The 24,274-nt window shown below is 69.2% G+C and carries 16 protein-coding genes; 4 read left to right on the forward strand and 12 right to left on the reverse strand.

Annotation, left to right across the window (positions count from 1 at the left end; all coding sequences use genetic code 11):
• Window positions 1–225: 225 nt before the first annotated feature.
• The 4 genes from ABFD52_01985 to ABFD52_02000 all read right to left on the reverse strand — a co-directional run bounded on the left by ABFD52_01985 (window position 226) and on the right by ABFD52_02000 (window position 9,437).
• Complete coding sequence (locus tag ABFD52_01985; protein MEN6559530.1) at window positions 226–999, reverse strand: methylenetetrahydrofolate reductase; 774 nt, start codon at window positions 997–999, stop codon at window positions 226–228.
• Window positions 992–1,867, reverse strand: a complete 876-nt coding sequence (locus ABFD52_01990; protein MEN6559531.1) for a dihydropteroate synthase — start codon at window positions 1,865–1,867, stop codon at window positions 992–994. The genes ABFD52_01985 and ABFD52_01990 overlap by 8 nt, the downstream gene beginning before the upstream one ends.
• 76 nt (window positions 1,868–1,943) lie before the next feature.
• Entirely contained in the window at window positions 1,944–6,029 is a 4,086-nt protein-coding gene (locus tag ABFD52_01995; protein ID MEN6559532.1) for a hypothetical protein, read from the reverse strand.
• 24 nt (window positions 6,030–6,053) lie between these two features.
• Window positions 6,054–9,437, reverse strand: a complete 3,384-nt coding sequence (locus ABFD52_02000; GenBank protein MEN6559533.1) for a hypothetical protein — start codon at window positions 9,435–9,437, stop codon at window positions 6,054–6,056.
• Window positions 9,438–9,933: 496 nt separating this feature from the next.
• Between ABFD52_02000 and ABFD52_02005 the strand changes: the two genes are divergently transcribed.
• The 3 genes from ABFD52_02005 (at window position 9,934) to ABFD52_02015 (ending at window position 13,859) form a co-directional block, all read left to right on the forward strand.
• On the forward strand, window positions 9,934–10,224 hold the full coding sequence (locus ABFD52_02005; GenBank protein ID MEN6559534.1) for an RNA-binding protein: 291 nt from the start codon (window positions 9,934–9,936) through the stop codon (window positions 10,222–10,224).
• A 276-nt stretch (window positions 10,225–10,500) separates the two neighbouring features.
• Window positions 10,501–11,055 carry a hypothetical protein gene (locus ABFD52_02010; protein ID MEN6559535.1) on the forward strand — a complete coding sequence of 185 codons (555 nt, stop codon included), beginning with the start codon at window positions 10,501–10,503 and terminating at the stop codon, window positions 11,053–11,055.
• Complete coding sequence (locus ABFD52_02015; GenBank protein MEN6559536.1) at window positions 11,052–13,859, forward strand: family 78 glycoside hydrolase catalytic domain; 2,808 nt, start codon at window positions 11,052–11,054, stop codon at window positions 13,857–13,859. The genes ABFD52_02010 and ABFD52_02015 overlap by 4 nt, the downstream gene beginning before the upstream one ends.
• Before the next feature lie 11 nt (window positions 13,860–13,870).
• Here ABFD52_02015 and ABFD52_02020 read toward each other — a convergent pair whose 3' ends face one another.
• The 8 genes from ABFD52_02020 to ABFD52_02055 all read right to left on the reverse strand — a co-directional run bounded on the left by ABFD52_02020 (window position 13,871) and on the right by ABFD52_02055 (window position 23,151).
• Window positions 13,871–14,887 (reverse strand): hypothetical protein, encoded by a 1,017-nt coding sequence (locus ABFD52_02020; protein MEN6559537.1) that lies wholly within the window; start codon window positions 14,885–14,887, stop codon window positions 13,871–13,873.
• A gap of 4 nt (window positions 14,888–14,891) precedes the next feature.
• The gene (locus ABFD52_02025; protein ID MEN6559538.1) at window positions 14,892–15,203 is read right to left on the reverse strand and encodes a hypothetical protein; all 312 of its coding nucleotides are present in this window, start codon (window positions 15,201–15,203) and stop codon (window positions 14,892–14,894) included.
• On the reverse strand, window positions 15,200–15,760 hold the full coding sequence (locus ABFD52_02030; GenBank protein MEN6559539.1) for an RNA polymerase sigma factor: 561 nt from the start codon (window positions 15,758–15,760) through the stop codon (window positions 15,200–15,202). The genes ABFD52_02025 and ABFD52_02030 overlap by 4 nt, the downstream gene beginning before the upstream one ends.
• A gap of 89 nt (window positions 15,761–15,849) precedes the next feature.
• Window positions 15,850–16,365 (reverse strand): hypothetical protein, encoded by a 516-nt coding sequence (locus ABFD52_02035; protein MEN6559540.1) that lies wholly within the window; start codon window positions 16,363–16,365, stop codon window positions 15,850–15,852.
• A gap of 204 nt (window positions 16,366–16,569) precedes the next feature.
• Window positions 16,570–17,877, reverse strand: coding sequence for a hypothetical protein (locus tag ABFD52_02040; GenBank protein MEN6559541.1), 1,308 nt, complete (start codon window positions 17,875–17,877; stop codon window positions 16,570–16,572).
• A gap of 176 nt (window positions 17,878–18,053) precedes the next feature.
• A complete protein-coding gene (locus tag ABFD52_02045; protein ID MEN6559542.1) occupies window positions 18,054–19,457 on the reverse strand; it encodes an outer membrane protein transport protein in 1,404 nt (467 codons plus the stop codon).
• A 135-nt stretch (window positions 19,458–19,592) separates the two neighbouring features.
• Complete coding sequence (locus ABFD52_02050) at window positions 19,593–22,190, reverse strand: glycoside hydrolase family 38 C-terminal domain-containing protein (GenBank protein MEN6559543.1); 2,598 nt, start codon at window positions 22,188–22,190, stop codon at window positions 19,593–19,595.
• A gap of 16 nt (window positions 22,191–22,206) precedes the next feature.
• On the reverse strand, window positions 22,207–23,151 hold the full coding sequence (locus ABFD52_02055; protein MEN6559544.1) for a hypothetical protein: 945 nt from the start codon (window positions 23,149–23,151) through the stop codon (window positions 22,207–22,209).
• Between the two features lie 182 nt (window positions 23,152–23,333).
• On the opposite strand from ABFD52_02055, the gene ABFD52_02060 reads away from it, so the two are divergent.
• On the forward strand, window positions 23,334–24,176 hold the full coding sequence (locus ABFD52_02060) for a carbohydrate-binding family 9-like protein (GenBank protein MEN6559545.1): 843 nt from the start codon (window positions 23,334–23,336) through the stop codon (window positions 24,174–24,176).
• Window positions 24,177–24,274 lie beyond the last annotated feature (98 nt).

The following is a 24,274-nucleotide window of genomic DNA, read 5'->3' on the forward strand; positions in this document are numbered from 1 at the left end:
CCTCCCTTCCCAAGGTGAACCTCGACTGTCTATGATGTTTCCCATTGTGCAGTGGTTGTGCTGTAGAGCGGTTAAAATTGGCATAAAAGAGTAGAAAAGCGCGACTGCGCGAGGGCCTGTGCAGAATGTGAAAAACCGCAATCTTCTCGGGAAATATGGGGAAAAAGGAGAGCGCGCCTGGCCCGATTCGAACGGGCGACCTGCGGATTCGAAGGGCCCGGCGGCCTAGGCCCAGAGGCCCTGCAGCAGGGGGTATTGCGTCTTGAAGCCCAGGATGGCCAGGTACAGGCCGTAGTCGGGATAGTTCCGCCGCAGCTCGCGCAGGTTCTCCATCGGATCGTAGGGCGTACCCTCGGGGATCTCGTGGCCGACGCATTCCGACAGGAGATGGAGTTTTTTGGACATCCAGGCGTCAAGGATGACCGGCAGGCGGAAGGTAACGAGGCCGTCGAGCCGGGCGTCGCGGCCGAGGATGGGCTGGGTGATGATGAAAGACGCGCCGGCGCCGGCCTTGCGCTTCATCTTTTCGATCTCGGCGTCCTGCGGCTCGTAGGGATTGAAGGCCACGCCGCAGGTGAAGCGGCCCGGGTACTCGCGGTCGATGTAGCGCAGGAGCTCGACCGAGGTCACGGTCCGGCAGTCGATCCCGATCTCGTCCGGCTCGAGCCGGTGGAGCCGCTGGCTGCCGTCGCCGGAGACGACCAGGAGCTGCCGTCCGCCCGCCGCGGCGAACGACTGGAGGATGGCGTCGAGCTCGGCCCGGGGGTGGAACGTGTTGAGATGGACCATGAGCTGCTCCGGGCGGACGGGCAGGCCGAGGAGCTCGATCGTTTCCATCGACCCGTAGCTCAGCAACCCCATGGGGTTGTCGGTGATGCAGACGGACCAGCCGGCCTCGATGACCTTGCGGTACTTGTCCTCAAAAACCTGGAGGTCCTTCTCGACGTCCTCGGAGGAGCGCTTGGGGGTCTGGAGCTCGACGTGGAAGATCTTATCCATAGAATTCCTTCAGCCGCACGAGGGTTTCGATGCCCTCGAGCTTGAGTATGTCCTCGAGGCAGCAGAGGGCCGGATGGCCGGCCGGCAGGATCTCGTACTTGCGGACGGTCGAGCCGATGATCATGTCCAGGCCGCGGGGCATGGCCAGGGTCAGGAAGGCGCTCTCGAGCGGCCCCTTGACCGGCGCGCCGGCCTTCGTCTTCGACGGCAGCATGACCGTGAAGTTGCTCAGCCCGACCGACATGTGGACGCCGGCGAAGAACGGATCGTCATGGATGAGGGCCAGGGACTCGAGGACGCGCTTGAGCTGGCCCTCGCAGTCGCCGCCGACCGGGGCGATGCCCGGGTCGATGACGGCCTGGTCGTTGGCGAAGCCGGGGATGCGCCGCCTGGCCTCCTCTAGGAGCGCCCGGGCCGTCCGCCGCGTGTCCTCGGCCGTGCGGTTGGCGCTGGCGCAGCTCGCCCCGGGCTCGAACCGCTCCGAGGACATGAGGATGGGCATGAACGGCCGCGCCGCCCAGAGATCGAACATCGCCAGGCGCAGGGGGGAGATCGAGTTCAGGATGGGCGGCCGACCGCCGGCCCGGCCCGGGTCGTAGGCCCGCAGCCCGGCCTCGGCGATGGCCGGGTCGGGCGTGTCGATCGAAAGCGGCCTGGCCGTGACCGATTGGATCCGGCCGACGAGGTCGGCCATGAACTCCGGCGGCCGCGAGCCGACGTTGACGTCGATCCAGGCCGCGCCCTTCTCGTCCTGGCTCCGGGCCAGATCGAGCAGGCCGGGGATGTCGTTCCCGTCGAAGAGCGCCTTCGTCGAGGGCACGGAATCGTTGATGGACTCGCCGATGATCGTCAATCCCGGGATGGCCATGGCGGTAAAACTCCTCTCGGGCGGAAGATATAGCCGCCCGCCGTTCTTGTCAATAATCCGGCCGTCCGGCCGGGCCCTAGAGGTCGAAAAGCGGGAACGTCTCGGCGAAGACGAGGCGCCGGACCCGCTTGAGCGGCGCCGCGGCCGTGATCGTCGTCGTCCGGGCGGGCCGTTCGACCTGGTCCGAAGCGAAGATCTCGTACTCCCGGACCGCCACGCGACAGGCCTTGAGCTTGAGGTCGGACGGCAGGCCGAGCTTTCCGGACCAGAGGAAATTGCCCGGCTCGGCGCCGGCCACCCGTTGGGCCTTCAGGATCGTCGCCGCCCCCGGCACTGGCGTCCAGCCGATCTCCTCCGGCAGGGCGAGGCTGCGCGTCTCGACCGAGACCTCGATCTCGCCCGGACCGCTCCCGGCCGCCGCCTGAACGTAGGACGGGCCGCCGACCGTCACGGCGATCTCCTTCAGGTTCGAGCGGTTGAAGGCGACCGAGACCGTGCGGTCGGGCGCGAGCTGGATGAAATCCGCCGTGACCACCTTGGACAGGTGGGCGCCCGGCACCGAGATCGGCTGGAAGCGGGCCAGGGCCAGCCGGACGAACGGGAAATAGGCGTCGTGGGGATCGATGTCGATGTCGCAGAACCACAGGCCGCGCTCCTCGTCGAACTCGACCTTGTGGCCGGCCGCGCAGAAGCCGGCGACGCCCGGCAGATCGGGCAGGGCCAGGCCGCCGCGGACCTCCTCGGCCAGCCCGAAGTCGCCCGGCAGGGGATACTCCGGCGTGGCGATGGCCCCCGCCCTCCACAAGGGATCTGTGCCCCAGAGCGTGACATAGGGCCTCATGCCCTCGGGTACGGCCGGCGCGGCCAGCCCGGCCGCCGCGGCGAGCGCCGGCCTGGTCGCGGTCTTCGGCCGGATCTGTGTCGCCCTGACGTTCTGCGTCCGGGCGTCCGCCGCGCGCGTCGGCTCGGCGGCGGCCCGGAGCGCCGGCTCGGCCGGCACGCCGGGCGTCGGGGGCAGGACAACGCCGAGGAGCTCGCCGTCGCCGCTCGAGAACCACGGCCGTTCGAGATAAACGCGCAGGCCGCCGCCCTTGCGGCGGCTGGTGAACTTGCCCGGCTCGCGCTTCCGTTCCCAGCCGAAAGTCGGCACGATATAGACGACGCCGGGGATCGCCGGCGGCGCGGCGTTGGGCACGTCGATCGTGACCGGCTCGCTTTTCCGGATCAGGAGCTCCGGGCTCCCGGCGATCTCTTCGGGCATCTGCTCCCGGAAGCGCGTCGTCTCGGTCAGCTCGTAGGTGACGCGGCGGTACTTCGTGTCGCCGAACTCGTGGCGGTGGCCGGTCCGGGCGGTCATGGCGAAGGAGGTCAGGCCGCGGCCGAGCGGCTGTTCCAGGACGTGGGCCGCGCCGTCGAGCGTCCGCCAGGTCTTTTCCCGGACGTTGTCGACCGGCTCCTTCCAGACGGCGGCCAGGTCGAACTTCTGGCTGCTCGAGCCGTGGACGTTGAGCTCGGCTTCGAACACGGCGTGGGTCTCGCCCAGTCCCCTGCGGACCCCGAAGGCCTTCGCGCCCGGCCGGCCGAGCGGCTGCTGGACGGCGTGGACCAGGGTCACGGTCCGGGAGGGCGTCATCATCCAATGGGCGCCGTCGAGGGCGATCTTCCGGATCCGGGCCAGGTCGATCTTCGGCAGCTGGAAAACGGGCCCGAGCTCGACGGGCTTGATTTGCGGCTGCGCCGCCTGGGACTGGACCTTCGCCGCCTGGACGCGCGGGGCCTGGGCCCGGACGGCCTGGGGCGTTTCCGCCGCGGCGGCCGCCGGACGGACGGCCTCCCTCACGACGGCCGGCTTCAGCCCGGGCGGGGCGACGAGCAGCGGCGCCGTCGCCTGCGGCGCTTGGAGGATCTTCGGCGGCAGGACGAGCTCGGGCTTCTCGAGCCAGCGGTAGAGCCCGATGCCGGGGAGGACAGGCTGAGGGAACCAGCAGCTCAGCTGGAGCGTCACGACGTCGGACTTTTTCAAGGGCACGGTCAGAACGCGGGACGAGGCGTCCCACGCGGCCGGCTGGTCGCCCTCCTCGATCCGCAGGCGGAAGGGCCGCGTCGACGGCCAATCGCCGGAAAAGTCGATGCGCAGGGGCTTGCCGGCGGCGAAGCCGGGCAGGCCCCGGACGACGACGCCCTGGGCCCAGGGGTCGGGGAAGTAGGGCAGCTCGATCTCCTGGCCCGGCTCGACCTCCCGGAGCTGGCCGGGGTCCTTGGCGCAGAGGAGGCCGTAGACATCCTTGCGCAGTCCTCCGGCCGCGGCGTCGAACATGCCGTGGGTCTCGGCCGCGAGCTGGGAGGTCTTGGGCGGCACGATGTGGCGCTCGGCCGATTCGCCGGTCGCCGCCGCGTCCTTCTCGATCCGGTCGTTGAAGCTGCGGATGACGACGGCATCGACGGACTCGCCGCGCTTGGCCGCCTCGCGCGGCACGACGACCGGCGGCGGGACGGGATCGAAGCGGGAATAGACGTACGGCTCCCTGGGCGGGGCGGGGATGGCCTTGGACGCGTCGGCCGACTCCGGCCCGACGCTGTTGCCGGCCAGGTCCACGGCCCGGGCCCGGAGCCGGTAGCTCTGCCCGAAGCGCAGCCGGGGCAGCGAGCCGGCCGGCGGCGTGAACCGCGCCTCCAGCCGGAAGGCGGTGGCGGCCCGGCTCTGGATGTCCGCCGTCTTGTCGTCCTCGTCGATCGTCCGGCCCGGCCGCGGCGCGACCAGGCTCCAGCCGTTCCAGGTGAAGATGGATTCGTGGGTGAAGAGGTCGTCGGACGATCCGTCCGCGGCCTGGGTCACGCTCTCGGAGACGAAGCCCTCGTCCTCGAGGGTCACTTCCCGGCCGTTGCGGAGGAAGCCGTACGTCCCGACGCGGCGGCAGAGCGAGCGCCAGGTTCCGCCGGCCTGGTCCCAGACGTCGACGCGGTAGCCCTGGACGAGGTCCTCGCTGTACATCGTCAGCTCGCGCCGCTTTTCGAAGACCTGGTTGAGCTCGAGGGCCGCCCGGAAGGCCTCGGCGATGAAGACGGCGTTGCCCGTCCGGACGACCGAGAGCCCGCCCGAGCGAAGGGCTGCGAGCTCGCCCGCGTCGGAATCTTCCGCCTTGTCGGCCAGGTCGGCGGCCTTGAGCGCCGCGCCGTCCACGTCGAGCTCGACGATGTCGTAGCGCTCGTCGTCGGAGAGATCGAGGAAACCGTCGACGACGTCCGGCCTGGACTCCCGGGAGGCCGCCCGGAATACGCCCTTGGCGGGCTCGAGCGCGAACTTCGTCCAGGCGGCGCGGTCGTCCCGGCCCCGCGGCGCGACGCGGACCAGGCCGCTCGCCGGCAGCCGGCCGGCCGGCAGGTCGATCTCGAAGTCGATCGCCAGCCCCAGGAGCCTCATCAGGGCCGGGTAATTGGCCAGGTGCGAAACGGCCTGGTGGAAGTCGAGCTCCGGCGGCTTGATGGGCACGCGCGGCACGACCGGCCGCTTGGTCTTGGGATCGACGACGGCCTTGTTGTGGGGCTGGTGATAGAGGCGCAGCAGATAGAAGTCCTGGGGCGGGGAGGGCTTGGCCGACACGGGCACGGCCCGGGCCTTCTGGCCTTCGGCCTTGGTCCGGACGCTCTGGGCCAGGCCCTGCGGCGTCCCCTGGGTCTGGACAGCCCCGGCGAACCGAAGGTTCGAGATCGGCTTCAGCCGGATCTGGGCCAGGCCCTCGTTCCGGAACACGGTCTCCATGGCCGGCGGGGCCTCGGGCGACTCGGCGGCCACGTTGATGTATTGCTGGGCGAGGAAGGACCGGACGTGCCGGACCGGAAAGGCGAAGACCGGGCTCTTGGTCAGATCGGCGAAGCGATAGGGCAGGACCGGCGAATCCGGCTGGAAAATGGCCTGCCACAGCTCCGGGTCGGGGTCGGGGCTGGTCCGCCTGGCCGCGACCGGCGCGCCCTTCTCGAACTGGAGGTCGAAGGTCATCCCCTTGACCGCCGCGGCCCAGTCGAGGATCTCGGGGAAGAGCCCGAGGTTCGGCGCGGGGCCGGCCGCCTCGGGCAGGCGGATCGACACCGCCGCCGAGAACTTCAGCTTGCCGTCCTGGATGCCGTTCGGCAGGAAGGCCCAGAGGATCTCCGGTTTGGCCATGGCGTCTCTCCCTCTCCGCGGCCCTTAGGCGAAGGCCTCGCAGTAATCGAGCCAGTGGCTCTCGTCCATCATATCGGCGAACAGCGGCGCCGGCGAGTGGCCGAAGGACCGCTCGACCGAGAGCGTCACCTTGGTGCTGAAGAACAGGACCTTGACCTTGACCGTCAGCGAGGCCTGGCCCCAGACCCGGTTGGTGGCCTGCTCGTAGGTCAGGGACAGGTAGAACTCGGCCGAGATGCTGATGAGGCCGAGGACGTCCAGGCAGCCGACGCAGCGGACGTAGCCGCTGATGGTGACATTGTCGTTCTCGTACTTGAAGTAGATGCCGACCATGAGCGTCACGCCGCCGCTGGCGACGCCGAGGTTCATGGCGAACGAGCCGCCGAACTCGAGCGAGCCCTCGATGAGCTTGATGCCCTGGGGCTGGAGCTCGATGGCGAAGAAGCCGCCGCCGCCGAACAGCGACACGGTCAGCAGGAACGGGTTGGAGCGCTCGTTGAAGGCGAAGCGGAAGGTCAGCGGGTCGCCGGTGAAGGGCAGGGTCACGGCGGCCGTGAACTTCATGCTCTGCAGGCTGAACACGCCGAAGGCGACGGTCGGGATGTTGAAGGTGTAGCCTAGCTGCGCCCCGGTCGCCCCGATGTCGATGATGGGCCCGCCGAGCCCGCCGCCGTCCCCGCCCGAGCCGGGCAGCTGGATCGTGTCCAGGATCTCCTTGACGAATTCTAGCGGCCCGGCGAACTCGAGCTTGGCGATCTTGGGATCGAAGTCGGTCTTCTGGCCCTTCTTCGCGGTGAAGGCGAAGCGGTCGAACTTGATCCGGATCAGGCTGATGATGGGATTGACGAGATCGAGGGTGAAATCCTTCAGGACGCCCTTGAGCTCGTAGTCGGGCTCCCGGCCGTCGAGGTAGACGACGTTCTTGACGTCGATCGTCAGGCTGGCCTTGGTCCCGTCGCGGCCGGCGACGAAGATGGTGAAGTCCTGCAGGTCGGGCTTCCAGGTCATGTATGTGCGGACCGCGGACGGCAGGCCGGCGGCGTCCTGCTGGACCTCGTTCTTGATGGTCAGGGCGGCCTCGCCGCCGGACATGAAGTCGGCCACGGCCCGGACGATGTCCTTGAGCAGGATGCCGCCGAGCAGCTTGGCCTCGTCGTTGAAGAACTTGGCCGGGTCGAAGCGGCCGCCGATCGCGTCGCCGAGGGCGCTCTCGGCCGCGGCCAGGGGATCGCTCGCGCCCTCGGGCAGCAGGCCGCCGACCGGGCCCAGGGCCCGGGACAGCCCGACGATGGGGAAGCTCGGCGAGGCCACCCCGCCGGACTTGTCGCCCTGGCCGGCGAAGTCGAGGACGGGCGCCGCGGCGATGGCCGCGAAGACCTCGCCCTTGTTCGCCCCGCCCAGGCCGCTCTCGAGGTAGGCCTTGGGATAGCTGATGGCCGTGCCGCCCAGGCCGACCATGGCCTTCAGGGCCGGGATGGAGACGGCCGCTTCCTCCATGACCGGGAAGAAGAGCGGCTGGTCCTGGTCCCGCCACTCGGCCGGCGTGACGCGGCCGGCCGGCGTCCGGGCGGCGAAGGTGATGGACTCGACCTCAAGGTCCGTGTCGCCCTTCTTGTCGCTCGCGGCGAAGGCGACCGTCTGGCCGTGGAGGGCCGGCCGCCGGCGCCCGAGCTCGGACTTCCGGCTGTATGTCGGGGCGACCGACTGCATCTTGTCGGGGTCGAAGGCGTAGGTGGCGTCGACGAAGGCCATGGGCATGGCGAACTCGACGCGCTCGCCGGTCCAGTCCGCGGCCGCGCAGTGGAACAGGAAATCCCTGTTCTGGACGCGCGGCCAGAAGGCCGACTGGAGGGCGCCGGGCAGGATCTCGCTGGCGCCGGGGTCCTCGAGGGGCGGGGTCAGGAGCGTCGTGATGCGGACCTCCCGGAACGGGATCTCGCGCCCGCCGGAGGGCTGGAACGGCGCCGGGAAGGCCTTGTCCGGGTTGCGGACGACGATGTACATGCGCTGGAACAGATAGGCGATCTGCCGGCCGTCGGTGCCCTTGCGGAACTTCCGCTCGGTGACCTTGATGAGCGAGGCGGCGTGGCCGAACGGCATGAGGAAGCCCTTGTAGACGACCTTGACGTATTGGTCGCGGCCGAGGGTCGCCTTGTGGCGCCACTCCTCGACGGACAGGGGCGTCGGCAGCCATTCGCCCGAGGAATCGAGCCAGCCGCCGAGGGAGGTCAGCATCAGCCGGTCGACCTCGACGGGCTTGGGCTCCCACGGTTTCGTGCCGAGCTTGAGCGCGAAGTTGCTGGTCAGGTGGACGATCTCGTGGCGGTCCTGGCGGTCGAGCGACATCCGGAAAGGCGCGTTGGAATGGCCCGGGCCGGGCGCGGGCGCGTCGACCCTGCAGTCGGGCGACCAGACGGCCCGGACGGCCATGAGCGGGGTCCCCGCGTCGGCGATCGTCCCGTCCGGGTTGGCCGCGGCCAGGCGCGTATGCCAGAGCTCGGTCCGGCCGCCGCGGGTCACCGGCTCGACCGCGTGGGCCCAGACGTTGAGGGCATGGGGCGAGAGGAAGAGCCGGTAGGGCAGCTCGAGGGCGGTCTGATGGGCCGCCGGCTCGGCGATCTTGAGCAGGGCGGCGTTGATCTGGGCCGGGGTCAGGGCGGCGCGGGCCTGGTAGAGGTTCCGGTCCCTTGGGCCTCCGGGAAGGGCGACGGGACGGGAGTACGCCGTGAGGCGGGACGCCGAGCCGGCCGGACGGGCGCCGGCCGCGGCGGACCTGGCCTGGGCCCGGCTGACGATCTTCGGCGCCACGGCCACAGGCACGAGGCTCGGCTCGAGATCTTCCCAGGCCAGGAGCGATCGGAGCGTGAGCGGGATGGAATCTACGGCCTCGGGGACGAGGAAGGCCAGCCGGGAGGGGCCCGCGATCCGGGCCAGCACGGGCGGCGGCGCCGGCGTTTCGGCCGTCGTCGGCTCGGCCGGCGACTTGGGATCGGGCTTGAATTCGGGCGTGGTCTCGAAGAAGGCCTGCTCGGCGATGTGCTGCGGCGGGAAGTGGACGATGAGGTAGGCCGGGGCCGAGGCTTTCTGCCGGACGAGCCGCGGCGGCGCGCCGGGCTTGACCGTCAGGTTGACGCACTCGATGTCGAGGGCCAGGAGATCGTCGGGCCGCAGGATCGGGATGTGGAGGCTCGAGGCGGACGGCGTGGCCTTGCCGGAGAGCTTGGGCCGGACGGCCTGGGGCCTCGTCCGCGTGATCTGGTCCGGATCGAGCCCGCCGAAAACCGGGCTGACGCCGGCGATGCCCGCCAGGTACAGGAAAGTGCGGCGGGAAAGCTCGGCGGTCCGGCCGTTCTTCTCCGTCTCGTCCTGCGGCAGCGCGTCGTCCCGTTCTTCCTCGTCTTGGCTCATGACAACCCCCGTCCAAGCGGATGGAGCCCCGGTTCCGGGATGGATGCAAGGAGAAAAGATCCGGAAGCGATACGGCGGCCCGGTCGGAGACTCGCGCGCATGATTGTTCGTATCCTTATAAATGAATTGCCCGGCCGAGTCAACTGGGAGAAAGCCGAAGCTTTCCGCCCCGTTGTAATTGATTGAAAAACAGGCAGTAAGGCTCGAGCGGAAGAGGGAAGCGCCGGCGCGGGAACGGACGCGATGGCGCCGGTGACGCCGATGCGCCGGGGACAGGGCCGCTTTTCCGCTCCCGGCGAAAAATTTTTTTTATTTTGTTCGCGCCGGGTTTTATGGTAACCTATCGGTCCCCTCCCTAACGGGGGGCGCGGGTCGAATAAAGGCACGGAGGCCTGAGGCCCAAACAGCCGGCGATCTCCTCTCCTTTATTGCGATCGATTTTTTGGAAAGGGCCGTTCGCTTGCCAACGGACGGGCCCTTCGTCGAAGGAGACGAGATGAATATTTACGTCGGCAACCTCTCTTTTAACCTGTCCGAGGACGACCTTCGGGCGGCCTTCCAGGCCTACGGCACGGTCGAAAAGGCGGCCATCATCACTGATAAGATGAGCGGCCAGTCGCGCGGTTTCGGCTTCGTCGAGATGCCGAACAAGGAAGAAGCCGTCAAGGCCATCGAAAGCCTGAACGGCAAGGACCTCAAGGGCCGCAACCTCAAGGTCAACGAGGCCCAGCCTCGTCCGGCCGGCGGCAACAGGGGCGGGTTCGGCGGCGGCCGCGGCCGTTACTGAGCTCGGCTTAATCCCGTCCCGGGAACGGGGACGACCCGAGGGAAGGGTCCCTGGGGACCATTCCCTTAAGGCCGGCGCAGACCGCGTCGAGCGGTCCGCCCCGGCCGGAACGTTCCATTCTGTTCGCAGATGAAGGCGGACGCTCCCGCAAAGGAGCGTCCGCTTTTTTTTTGCCGCAGCATAAGCCGTGACCGGGCGGCCCGCCCCGGCGGTCGCATCGTCCGCCTTGACATGAAGTCCCGGGCCTCGCTAAAGTGAGGGGCAGGGAGGTTGGCCATGATCGCTCCGGCAGGTTTGTTGAGAGCCCTTGCGCTTACGGCTGCTGTCGCCGCGCTTGCGGCGGCCGCCGGCGCCGCCGACAAGATCTCCGACGATGCCAAGGCCTATCAGGCCGAGCTCGAGGCGATGAAAGGCCAGGCGCCGCCGAAGGTCCTGGACAAGCTCGCTTCCTGGAAATTCGAGCTCATGGACGCCTGGATGGCGGAGGGCGCCGCGTCCCCGGATCTCAAGATGCACAACAAGGGGAAGACGAAGTTCTCCAAGAAGGAGATGGCCGAACTCCTGACGCCGGCCGGAAAGTACAAGTTCGCGCTCTACGGGATCCAGGTCGCCGCGGATTCCGCCACCATGGGCACGATCGACGAGCTGGGCATGAGCTATCAGAAGGACGCCACGGTCGATCTGCGCGTCTTCACCGTCGTCCGCATCACCTTTCGGGACGACCAGCTGGTCGACGTCCGGACCTGGCCCAAGCTGGAAAGCTCCTCGATCGGCGGCGGCACCTGGTATCTTCGGCACGGGCCCGGGCAGCAGGGGCCCCTGTTTCAATGAGGCTCCGGGCCGCCGCCCTCGTCGCCGGGATCAGCATCGCCTCCGCGCTCGCCTGCGACGGCGGGATCTCCGTCCGCAACCTGACCTGTGACAACCGTCCGGAGGCCGCCGGCGTCGGCGTCGACCGGCCCGTTTTCGGCTGGGAGATCGCTTCCGGCGCCAGGGGAGAAGCGCAGCGGGCCTGCCGCATCCTCGTGGCCGCCTCTCCGGAGCTTTGCCAGCCCGGCCGGGCCGATGTTTGGGATTCCGGGCGGCTCGAGACGTCCGAAAGCCAATTCGTCCCCTACGGCGGGAAACGGCTCGACGGCGGCCGGGCTTATTTCTGGAAGGTCGGCGTCTGGGGCCGGCGGGGCCGGGCGGCGGCGTGGAGCGCGGCCGCCCGCTTCGTCACCGAGCTGGCCGGCCCAGGTGATTGGTCCGGGGCCCGCTGGATAGCCTACGAGGAGCTGCCGGAGGCCCTGAAGATCGTGCCCGGCGTTCACGGCGGCGGCGACGATCTCGGCGAGCGGGGCCGGCGGCGGGCGGTCGTCCCGGCCTTCCGCAGGGACTTCGTGGTCCGGAACGAGACCGTCGCCCGGGCCCTCGTTTTCGTCTCCGGGCTGGGCCATTACGAGCTGCGCCTGAATGGGCGGCCGGTCGGCGACTCCTTTCTCGCGCCGGGCTGGACCGATTACCGCAAGACCTGCCTTTACGACACGTATGACGTCACGGACCTCGTGAAGGCGGGGCGGAACGCGATCGGGGCCATCGTCGGCCCGGGCTTCTTCAACGTCAGCCGGGAGCGCTACCGGAAGCTCGTCATCGCCTACGGCTGGCCGATGCTCGTCGTCAAGCTCGACCTCGCCTATGCGTCCGGACGCCGGGAGACGATCACGAGCGGCCCGGATTGGCGGACGGCCCCGTCGCCCGTCGCCTTCAGCAGCATCTACGGCGGCGAGGACTACGACGCCCGGCTCGAAGCGGCCGGCTGGGACGCCGCGGGCTTCGACGACTCCGGCTGGCGCGCGGCCCGGCCCGTCGCCGGGCCGGAGGGCGCGCTCGAGCCGGAGCGGGACTTCCCTCTAAAGGTCGAGGAGCGGATCGAGGCCCGGCGGATCCTCGAGCCGCGGCCGGGCGTCTTCGTCTATGATTTCGGGCAGAACGCCTCGGGGATCGTGGCCCTGAAGGTCCGCGGCCGGCGCGGCGCGACGGTCACGATCTCGCCGGGCGAGCTGCTGAGCGGGGACGGCACGATCGATCAGCGGATGTCGGGCGCGCCCTACCGGCTCGTCTACACGCTCAAGGGCGAGGGGGACGAGGAATGGCGGCCCCGCTTCACCTACTACGGGTTCCGCTACGCCCAGGTCGAAGGGGCCGCGCCCGGAGGGACCGACGGGCCCGCCGATGCGCCCCGGATCCTCGGCCTGACGATGCTGCATACCCGGAACTCGGCGCCGTCCGCAGGGTCGTTCTCCTGCTCGAAAGAGCTCTTCAACCGGACCTTCGCCCTCATCGATTGGGCCATCCGCAGCAACCTGGCCAGCGTGCCCACGGATTGCCCTCACCGGGAGAAGCTCGGCTGGCTCGAGCAGACCCACCTCATGGGCGGCTCCATCCAGTACAACTACCGCATCCTGACGCTCTATCGGAAGCTGGTCAGGGACATGATGGAGGCCCAGCTCGACGACGGGCTCGTCCCGGACATCGCCCCGGAATTCGTGCCCTTCGTCGGCGGCTTCCGTGATTCGCCCGAGTGGGGGAGCGCCGCGGTCATCCTGCCCTGGCTCCTCTACGAATGGTACGGCGACCGCGAGACCATGGCCTCGGCCTTTCCGATGATGAGGCGCTACGTCGATTATCTCGACACGAAAGCCGACGGTCACATCCTGTCCCACGGGCTCGGCGACTGGTGCGACCTCGGGCCGCGGGGGCCGGGCGAGGCCCAGCTGACGCCCAAGGCGCTCACGGCGACGGCCATGTTCTATCGCGACCTCGACCTCCTGGCGCGGATGGCGTCGCTCCTCGGCAGGGCGGACGAGGCCGCCTCGTTCGCGCGCCGGGCGGAGGACGTCCGCCGGGCGTTCAACGGAAGGTTCTACGATGCCGCGGCCAAGGTCTACTCGACCGGCAGCCAGACGTCCTTCGCCATGCCGCTCCATTTTGGGATGGTCGAGCCGGCGGACAGGCCCGGGGTCTTCGCCAATCTCGTCCGCTCGATCCGCGCGGGCGGCGGCGCGCTGACCGCCGGCGACGTCGGCTTCGATTATCTCCTCAAGGCCCTCGAGGATGGCGGCGCCTCGGACCTCGTTTTCGAGATGAACGCCCGCGAGGACGTGCCCGGCTACGGCTATCAGCTGGCCCGGGGGGCGACGGCCCTGACCGAGTCCTGGGCCGCCCTCAGGGAAGTCTCCAACGATCACATGATGCTGGGCCACCTCATGGAGTGGTTCTACTCGGATCTCGCGGGCATCAGGCAGGCGGCCGGCTCGAAGGGCTTCGAAACGGTCGAGATCGCGCCCCGCCCCGTCGGGGACATCGCCTGGGTCAAGGCCCGTTATCATTCGATCCGGGGCGAGATCGCCTGCGACTGGCGGATGGAGAAAGGCCGCTTCTTCGCCGACATCGTCATCCCCGCGAATGCCAGGGCCCTCGTCCGCATCCCGGCCGCGTCCGCGTCGTCCGTCGAAGAGGGCGGCGTTCCGGCCCCGCGCGCCGCCGGCGTCGCTTTCCTCAAGATGGAGGACGGCCGGGCCGTTTTCGCCGTCGGCTCCGGGTCCTACCGCTTCGCTTCGAACGTCGGAACGGCCGCCCCCCGCCGCCCCTAGCGCCGGACGGCTTACTTGACCGTCCTCTCCATCGGCGTGACGACCATGATGAAGGTCAGGATGAGGAAAATGAAGGTCAGCAGGGGAAAGACGGCCCAGAAGAGCCGGCTGAGCTGGGAGGGCCGGTCCCTTCGGCCGTCCATGACCTCCCGGTCCTCGAGCGGCCCGGCCACGGCGACGAGCCCCAGGAGCGAGAGCGTGGACGCCGAGATGATGAAAGCGCACGCGGACGCGATCTCGGCGATCTCCCTGTGGACGAAGCCGAAGAGGGCCTGGATGAGGCCCATGAGCAGGCCGGCCAGGCCGGTCAGGGCGAAGCCGATGGTCCAGGCTCGGGCCCCGGCCCCGCCGCCCATGAAGAGCGCCAGGGCGACGGTCCCGCCGATGACCGCCAGGATCGCCGGCGGGTGGAACAGGACCTTGCCGAGGGGCAGCGGGCCGCCCGGCCGCTGACCTCCGACGAGCAGGAGAATGGTCAGGACGATCACGGCCGCGAAAAGAACGTAGCCCGCGATCCGGCCCAGGCTTGCGGTCCGGCCGGGCGCCGCCGCAGGCCCCGTCGGCCCGGCGCTTCCGGCCTTGCCGGAAAGCTTGATGGCCGGCACGAGACAAACGATGGCCGCGACCAGGCCGTAGAGCGTGACGATGAACGACCGGATCATCCGGCTGCCGGCATCCGCGATCCCCTCGCTGCCGGTCCCGAGGACGATGGTGAAATTGATGGCGCTGCCCATGGCGCCGAGGATCCAGGCGTTGCGGGCGGCCGCTTCCCAGAAATAGGCGGACCTGGCAAGGGCCGCCGCGGGACCGTCGTGCCCCGCCGCATGGCCGAAGGCCGCGGCGATCTCGCGGCCGGTGAAACCCATCAGGCAGGCCGCGGCGCCTCCGAACAGGACATAGAGCAACCCGGCTTTGTTCGTCAGGCCCGGAAAGAGCCCGGAGGCGACGATGGCGACGATCAGGGCGGCGGCGAAGACCCAGCGCCCGGCGGCCAGGCCCTTGGCGGAACGGCTTCCGGCTTTTGTCATGGTCCTATCTCCTTGTCGTATCGAGGATCGCATACGCCGCCTTGAGCGACGAGATCCGCTCGGCCAGTGGGGTCGAGGGCTTTTTGCCCTGGAGGAGGATGCCCGCGAGGAGCATCAGGATCGAGACGGCGGCCCAGACGGGCTTGCGGGCATACCAGGCCCGGGCCGCTGCCCGCCCCGCCGGCGCCCGGTTTTCGGCGAGAACGCGATCGATCCGTTCGCGCATCCCGGCCTGGGCCTCGGGCGGAAGGTCGTCGGCCAGGGCCTTTCGCAGCAAGTCATCAACGCCGGCCTCTTCGCGCCTTTGTTCGATCATGATCTCGACTCCCTGCCGGCCCGATCCGGCCTCCCGGCGCAGCCGGGGAACTGGCGGGACAGCCGCCGGGCCAGGCCGGCCCGGCCGCGCATGACGTGGACCCGGGCCGTCGATTCCGAGCAGCCCATGGCCCGGGCGATATCCTCATAGGAGCGTTCCTCGATGACATGAAGGAGGAGCGCCGTCGCCTGCCGCCGGGGCAGCCGGCCGATGGCGGCGAGGACAGCCGCCCGGAGTTCCCGGTCTTCGAGCCCCTTTTCGGCCGTAGCCGAAACCCCGTCGTCCCCGGGATCGGTCAGGCCGTGGACCTCGTGGCGGAGGAAGCGCCGGCTCTTGCGCACGGCGTCGTAGGCCGAGGAGACGGCGATCCGCAGGATCAGGGCCTCGGGCCGTGGATGCCGGGCGATCGCCTCCCGCTTCTTCCAGACGACCGTCAGGGCGTCCTGGAGGGCGTCCTCGGCCGCCTCCCTCTGGCGGACGATCCGCCAGATCGAACGCATCATCCGCGGCTCGAGCGGCCGGACCAGGGCGTCGTAATCGAATTCCCGGCTCTCCACCGCGTCCGCCCTTTCGGGGACAATGTAATCCATGGACGCGGGAGAATCAAACCCCGGCCCGGGCGCGGCGCCATCTCCGTTTGCCGGCCTCACTTCTCGATGGGTGTGACGACCAGGATGACCATGCCGAGAAGGTCGCGGACGGCCTCCTGGCTCCGGCCCGCTTTGTGCGCGGCCAAGGCGGAATCGAGAAGCCGGCCGCAGATCTTGACGGCCAGATCGATGCCCTTCGCCGGCTCCTTGACGGACTTGAGCTCCTCGGGGATCGTCCAGGCCGTGCCGCCCGAGACCGATCCGTAGGCCAGGCCGAGGTCCCGGTACGCTTCGTCGGAGAAGAGCCCGTCCGCCTCGACGATCTTTTTGACACCCTCGATCCGCGACCGGGTTCCTCCGGCCTGGTCGGTCCGGGGAAGGATCAGGAGCGAGGCGTCCAGGGCGTCGACCAGGGCCCTGGTGATGGCCTCGCGGCCGGGGTCGGGGGTCATGACGACGGACCGGGCCCGGGCGATGAGGGCCTCCGGCCCGGTCTGCGCGCTTCCGGCGGCGGGGATCGCGGCGAGAAGAGCGATGATCGCGATGAGAACGGACGTGCGCTGCCTTTTCATTGCGGCCTCCCGGAAAAAGGTTGACGGTCTTTCATATCCACCCGATAACCGTCCGCCCCCCCGTTATTGTTTACAAAATGGGGGACACGATACCTATTTCCGATTTTCCTGCCTGATTAAAATGCGGGACATGATATCCACTTCTCTTTTCCTGGCCCATATCGGGGGAGAGGCACCCGCCGCCCGAAAAATAGGAAATAGGTATCATATCCCCCATTTCAGGATGGAGACGCTTGTGAGATACCCGGCCGTGAGCGCCGGCCCGACGGCCAGGGCTCCGACTATCTTCAGGACCAGGACCATCAGGACGAAAACCGCGGTCGTTATGGCCAGCTGGGCGCCCACCGCGATGCCGATCGGGGCGGTGCGGTGAGCCCGGACGAGGACGCCCCTCTCCAGCGACAGGATGGACTCGAGGAAGGGGAGGAGCGAGAGCATGGCGCCGGGCACGACGGCGAAGGCGGCCAGGTCCGGCGCCAGGCCCGAGACCTGCCGGTACCAGACCAGGCCCAGGGGGGAGACCGTGACCAGGGCCAGGGCGACCGTGGAGATCGCGCCGAGACGGACGGTGAAGCGGCCGAGGACGCTCCGGCCCGCGCCGTCGTCGCCGAGGAGGGCGATGACGACCTCCTGCATGGCGATCCCGGCCGAGCGGAACACGAAGGCCAGCCCGGTGATGACCGGCAGCGCGGCCAAAGACTCGAGCGGCATGCGGCCGCGGGCCAGGAAGAAGGTCGTCAACGGATTGATGAAGAAGGTCAGGAACGAGGTCAGGGCCAGCGGCACGTAGAAGCGCAGGATGCGGACGGCGGTCAGCGCGCGGCCGAAGGCGCAGGCCGCCTCGTCCTGGCGGAGAAGGCGCCGGACGGTCCGCCGGGCCATGAACCAGCTGGCCGCGGCCTCGGCCACCACGCCGGCGCCGAGCGCGCCCGTGCCGACGCTGGCGCCGGGCAGCCGGACGACGAGGGCCAGGAACAGGCCGGTCGCGGCCATGGCCGAAAGGCGGATGACCGTGCCCCAGGTCACGGCCTGCGGCCGGCCGTCGCGGATGAGGACGCCCTGATAGAACCGGCGGAAGCCGATGGCCCCCGGCCAAAGGACGAGGAAGATCATCGACCGGCTGGCCAGTCGGGCCAGGTCGGGCGAGAGGCCCATGACGCCCCGGGCGACGAAGCCGAAGACGGGCGGCGTGATCAGGACGATCATGACCGCCGTGACAGCCGCGTTCATCGCGTTCGAGAAGCGCCGCATCTTCCGGCAGGCGACGCCGTCCCCGACGAGGGCGTTCGAGGCCGAGAGCATCATGATGATGGGCGATTCGACCATCCAGGCCAGGGCCGTGGCCACGGCGAAGGCGGCCAGGTTCTCCTTCGGCGAGGCGAGACGGGCGATGACGGCGGCCACGAACGGCCCCTCGGCGGCCATCATCAGCCAGGTGGCCTCCAGGGGCAGCCAGAAGCGGGCGACGCGGCGCGGCGTCAGGTCGTTCGGCGAGATGTAGTGGGCGCGCATGTTTGGCGCAATAGGATAGCACGTCGAAGCCGGCCCGACAAACGGCCGCCCGGGATCGGGAGGGCGATTTACCTCAACGACGGCGCCTTCGACCGGATCTTTTTTCTGGCTGCCGGTTTCCGCATCGACCAGCCGGCAAAAGACGGGCCGGACCGGCCGGGTCGCGAACGTTCCCGCTAGAACGCGATGCCCGCGCCGACCCCGAAAACGAGCCGTTTCGAGCCGTAGTCCATCTCGCCGCCCGGATAGGCCGAGGCCCCCCGGACGGCCGAGGCGTAGCGGAGGAAGACGTCGAACGACAGGTCGCTGACCCTCTCGCCGTCGTCCCAGATGGAGAAGAGCGGGCCCTCGTACCCGAAGCCGAGCGAATAGACGTTGCGCTCGAGGTCGGGATAGACGGGCGTCCGGCCGGTTTCGTCGACCGAGCTCCGCAGGCGGGCATAGCCGGTCCGCAGGGCGAGGTAGCGCCCGGGCCGGATCTCCAGCCCGGCTTTGATGTCCCGGGTGTCCCTGAGCGCCAGGGCCACGCCCTGGACGCCGTAATCGAGCGACAGGCCGTAGAACTCCTGGTAGTCGGGCGTGAAGGATGGATTGAGAGCCTGGCCTTCCGCGTTCGAACGGAAGATCCAGTCGCCGAAGCCGCTCCAGCGGTTCCATTGGACGTCGAGATAAAGGGAGACCGGCTTGACGGGCGTGAGGGCGATGCCGCAGGCGATCTCGCGGGGCAGGGTCAGGCGGGCCGTGACGTTCTGCGTGGCGTAGTAGAAATCGATGAGATCGGAAACGCGGCGCGACGGCCTGTAGGGATCGGGCACGGTGGCGCCCGAGATGTCCAGCATGCGGTTGAACACGTCCGTGCCGGCATAGTCGATCGAGACGCTCTGCTGGAACCGGGCCCCGATCTGGAGGGCCGGCAGGACCTTCCACAAGGCTCCGGCCGTGAAGCCCAGGCCGTGGCCGCTCAAGGCCTGGCTGCTCTCGACGTCGATGTCCCGGTCGAGCGGATAGGTCTCGAGGTTGAAGGGGATGATGTGCCGCCAGCGCAGGCTCGACGACACGACGTCGACGCCGGCGCTCACGGCCAAGCCCTTGACGACCTCGACGGCCAGGGCCGTCCGGAAGAAGAGCGTCCGCAGGCGGTTGCGGGTCACGGCGCCCTCGGCGTCCCAGCCCGGCGACCAGTACGATTCGTAATTGAACGGGGAGAACAGGCCCGTGGCGACGGTCACGCCACGCAGGAGCTGCCAGGCCACGGCGAAGTCGCCCAGGAACTCGGACGGCTCCGACCGCCAGGTCCGGCCGCCGTCCGGCCAGGCCGCCGACGTCTTGCGGTTGTCGAACATGATGTTGGTCTTGAGGCGAAATCCGGACAGGAAGGCCAGCCCGGCCGGATTATAGAATAGTCCGGTGGCATCGTCGGACCGGGCCGTGAACGCGCCTCCCAGGCCGGTCGCCCGGGCGCTGGGCTCGTGGAACGTCAGGTCGTCGGCGCCCAGCCGGAACGGCAACGGAACCAGGATGAGCGCCAGGATGAGGGTCAGGCGGGGACCGCGAAGGAGCTTCGCCCGGATCATGTTCATGATGCCTCCGCTTCTTAAAGGACGGCTATCTTACCATTCGCGGCGGGGAATATGAAGGAGCCATCGATCGACAGCGGCGCGGTCCGGCCCAACGACGGTCCCGGCCTGAGGCGGACATGCGTCCTCGCGGCGGGCTCATTTCCTGACGACGCGGATCGTCCTGATCTCATACGGGGCGAGGGTGACCGCGATCGAGGGGCCCGAGCCGATCACGCCTCCGGCCGGACGCTCTATGAGGTCGGCCTCGCGGGCCTCGACCGGCCAGGGCAGCTCGATCTTCGCCTCGGTTTTCCGGCCCGCCGTCTCGTAGAGCCGGAGGATGAGGCCGCGCTCGGCGTAGCCCATCTCCTTCTTGAGCGCGGACAGGACGACGTTAGACGGGCCGACCCGGATGAACGAATGGACCGGCGGCAGTTCCCCGCCGTGGACGAGAGGCACGCGGGCGATGAGCGGGTTGCCGAGTTCGTAGCCCCGGCGCGTCACCTCGGCGGCCCTCCAGTCGCCGCGGTGGGGGACGATCGAGCAAAGAAGCTCGTGGCGGCCGCGGTCGGCCTCCGGGTCGGGATAGGTCGAGCCGTGGACGACGGACAGGCGCATGACCCCGCCCTTGACGTCGAAGCCGTACTTCGAGTCGTTGAGCAGGGCCGCGCCGTACTCGCCCGACCCTTCCGAGACGTCGATCCAGCGCAGGGCCGGCACCTCCGTGCCGTCGGACGGGCGGGCTATCGAGCCGTAGGGGATCTCGAAGCGGGCGGCCGCAGACTTGAGGGCGAGCGGGAAGGCGGCCTTGATCATGATGTTCCGCTCGCGCCAATCGAACCGCGTCCGGAAGTCCAGGCGCGGCAGGCCGGCGCAGAGGGTCAGGTCCTGCTCGAAGGTCGAGTCGCGGAAGCGGGACTTGACCCGGAGCACGGCCCGGACCGGGCCCTTCTCGACGAGCTCGACGGCGGCGCCGGTCTCGCCGATCCTTCCGGCCAGGCCCTTGAGGCCGAGCTCCCAGGCCGACATCTCCTTGGGATCGTCGATGAACGCCTCGAGGACGTTCCCCGGCCCGGCCAGGACCTCGCGCCCGGCGGCCTTGTCGTACAGGCTCGTGATCCAGCCGGTCTTCGGGTCGACGCGGACCTTGAGGAACTCGTTCTCGAGCTCGTTCGCCCCGACCCTGAGGCCCGCCGCCGCGCCGCCGCCCGCCGCGCCCGCCGGCTCTTCCGCGGACACGCCGGCGGGGACCGCGCGATAGAGCCTGTAGCCCAGCGAGGGCACGTCGCGGGCCAGGAACAGGACGCGGAGGATCGCCGTATCGCCCTGGGCGCGCCTGTCGAGGACCTGGGCCGGAATGCTCCGGCCCCCGCCGTCGGTCAGCCGAACGGTCCCTTCCCACGGCTTCGCCGTCCCGGCGTCCGGCGGCACGGCGATCTCGGCGATGACGGGCTCTGTCCGGTCCCAGAAGAGCGGATTGTAGACGACGACGGGAAAGCCCTCGCCCCGCGTGTCGATCCGGCTCGAGATGGTCTCGAGCGAGAAGTCGAGGGCCCGCTCGCCGCGCATCCGGGCCTGGCGGTAAAAGCCGGCGACCTCGTCGTAAACGGGCCCGATGCTCGAGCCGTCGAGGATGTCGTGGAACTGGTTGCGGAGGACGATCTTCCAGGCCTCGTCGAGGTCCCGCTCGGGGTAATAATCGCGGTAGCCCGAGGCCACGGCGACGGCCGAGAACTTCTCCGCCGTGACGAGCAGGCTCTCGAGCTGGCGGTTGCTCTTCTTGGCCGCCGCCTGGGTCGTGTAGCAGGCCGGGAAAGTGAAGTTGAGCTCGCGCGAAACGAGCGGGAAGCCGGCCCCGTTCGCGGCCGCGTTCTCGAGGAAGGCCTGGGGAACGTCGAAGACGAGCTGCGGCTGGCCGGGATCGCCGCGGAACTTCTCGATGGCGGCGATGTCCGCGTCGCGCGGCCCGCCGCCGTGGTCCCCGGCGCCGTAGAGGAGCAGGAAGTCCTTGACGGCGGTGTTCTTGCGGGCCTCCTCCAGGATCTTCAGGGTCCCGTCCTGGAGGCTGACGTTGTACCAGCCCGGCGGGACGTAGCCGAGGACGCGGGAGCCGTCCATCCCTTCCCACCAGAAGAAGGGAGTCGGGTCGGGTCCCGGCGCGCAGCGGCCGAAGACATAGGAATCGATGCCGGCCCGTCGCAGGATCTGGGGCATCTGCCAGTTGTGCCCGAACGTGTCGGGGTTCCAGCCGACCTTGACGTCGACGCCGAACCTGTCCAGGAAGTAGCGCTTGCCGTAAAGGAGTTGGCGGGCCAGGGCCTCGCCGTCGGGCATGTTGGCGTCGGGCTCGACCCACATGCCGCCGACCGGCACCCAGGTCCCCTCCTTGATCTTGCGGGCGATGCGGGCGAAGAGATCGGGCGACTCCCTCTCGATCGCGTCGTAGATCGCCGCCTGGCTCTGGGCGAAGGTCAGGCCTGGCAGCCGGTCCATCTGGGCCAGCGTCCCCCGGAAGGTGTGGACGGCGATGTCGGCCACGGTCTCCTCCCAGCGCCAGAGCCAGCTCAGGTCGATGTGGGCGTGACCGACGAGATGGGCGGTCAGGGACCGCGGCGGAACGGCCGCGGGGGCGGCGGACCGCTTCTGCCCGGGCGCGCCCGGGCCGGCGGCGGCCCGCGCGGCCGGCCCGGCCGAGGCCAGGACGGCGGTGGCGATCAGCAGGACGGGCAGGGCGGAACGAAAGCTGATCCTCATGGCGGGACTCCTCGCTTCAGTCGCGGACGTCGAACGTCACGGCGGAGAACTTGAAATCCTTGTAGACGGCCTCGGTCGTCGACCGGACGAAGGGCTTGCCGGAGTCCTTGAGATAAGCTTCCTCCACGGACAGGCGGCCGGGGAAGCGGAGGCCGTTCTGCTCAACGCCGAGCTCGGCGCGGAAGGTCAGCCGGGGCGTCCGCTTGAAGAGCTCGCCCCGCCTGACGAAGACGTCGAAGCGGCCGGCCCGGCTCTCGCTCCACTCGATCCTGAGGATGTCGCCGGTGGCCGGATCGACCCAGGCCTGTCCGTGGAGACAGCGGCCGGCCGGGACGCCGGGCCTGGGCTTGGCCTCGATGACGACGGCGTCGACCGAGCCAATCCGGTCCCGTCCGGCGATCGAGAAGTCGAATCCCGGCTGGACCCGCTCGCCGAAAAGGCCGACCGGCCCGAGAAGGGCGGAGCCGAAGACGTCGACGGATATCTGGAGCTCGGCGTCGGGAACGACCTTGCTCTTGCCGTTCTCCTCGAGCTGGGCGCGGACCTCGCGGAAGGCCCGCCCGGCCCGGACGCATCGGTAATCGTAGACGAACGAGCGCTTTATCTTCCTGACGGTGCTGATCGTGAGCGTCGGTCCCAGGAAGGGCGATGTGCCGGATCCGGACGGCGGCGCCGCCGGCGAACGATCGAGCTTCGGGTCGATCGTCTCCCGGATCTCCTCGCGGCAGGCGAGATCGAAGGCCGAACTCTCGAGCCTGCGGCAATATCCGGCGGCCTTGGCCAGGAGCGAGGCCAGCTCGGCGGAAGCCGGCGGGGCGGTCTCTATCTTCTGCGGCGGCCGCTGGGGAAGGCGATGGTCCGGCGCCGGGACGGCCGCCACCGCTCGGATCGAGAGAAGAACGAGGGCCGCGCCGGCCGATGCCGCGGCCGCGACGGTTCCGGCGTGGCGAGACCTTCTCATGCGCGATCCTCCTCCGGGAACGACGGTTTTTCGCCGCCCGCGGACCAGGATAGGCCCGCGCCCCGGGGAAATCAAGCTTGGGGGTTGGCCGGGAGTCCCGGGGGGAGGCCCGGTGCGTCGGGAAGGTGCAGGGTTGAGCGCCGGGGTGATTCATAGGATAATGTGGCGGCCGGGAGGACCCGATGGCGATGCGATACGGATGCGACGAGAACGATCTGGCCCATTATACGTGTTATCGAACGCTCCATAAGCCGCCGGTCGACGGCCGCCTGGACGGGCCGGCCTGGCGGGAGGCGCCGAAATCCCGGCGCTTCGTCGATCTCGTCAGCGGCGTGCCCGGCTTCCTCGAGACGCGGCTGGCCGCGCTCTGGGACGACGAGGCCCTTTACGTCGCCTTCTGGGTGAGCGAGCCCGACGTCCAGGCCCGCCTGGCCGAGCGCGACGCGCTCGTCTGGACCGAGAACGACGTCGAGATCTTCATCGGCGGCGAGGACTGCTACTATGAATTCCAGATCAACGCCCTGGGGACGATCTACGAGGTCTTTTACGTCTGGCAGGACGCGCTGAAGAAGGGAAGCCGGTTCGACGCGCCGGAGTTCGACCTGCGCGAGCGGCGGGTCGACGTCATCGGCGGCTTCCAGGACGGCCTGCGCTACGGCCGGCACCCGCGGGGCCGGCGCTGGGCCTTCATGGACTGGGACTTCCCGGGATTGCGCGCGGCGGTCCAGGTCCGGGGCACGCTCAACGACGCGTCCGACGTCGACGAGGGCTGGACGGCCGAGATCGCCTTTCCCTGGAGCGGCATGAAGCATCTCGCCGGCGGCCGGCCGCTGCCGCCGCGCGACGGCGACGTCTGGCGCATGGACTTCTCCCGCTTCGAGCTCCTCCGCAGCTGCGGCGTGACGGTGGAACCGCACCCGGGTTGGGCCCTCAACAAGCACGGGATCTACGACTCCCATATCCCCGAGTGCTTTTCTTTTATCCACTTCCGAGCTGCCTTGGCTAACGCAAACGGCTCTAAATAAAACAGATAACCGGAAATTGGGCCTGCCCATAAGCTGTTGATCCTGGCTTTTTAGGCCCTTTTTCGCGATTCCGAGGCCCATATTCACATCGGCATAGC

It is taken from the genome of Acidobacteriota bacterium, assembly GCA_039683095.1.
GTDB lineage: Bacteria > Acidobacteriota > Aminicenantia > Aminicenantales > Saccharicenantaceae > RBG-16-66-30.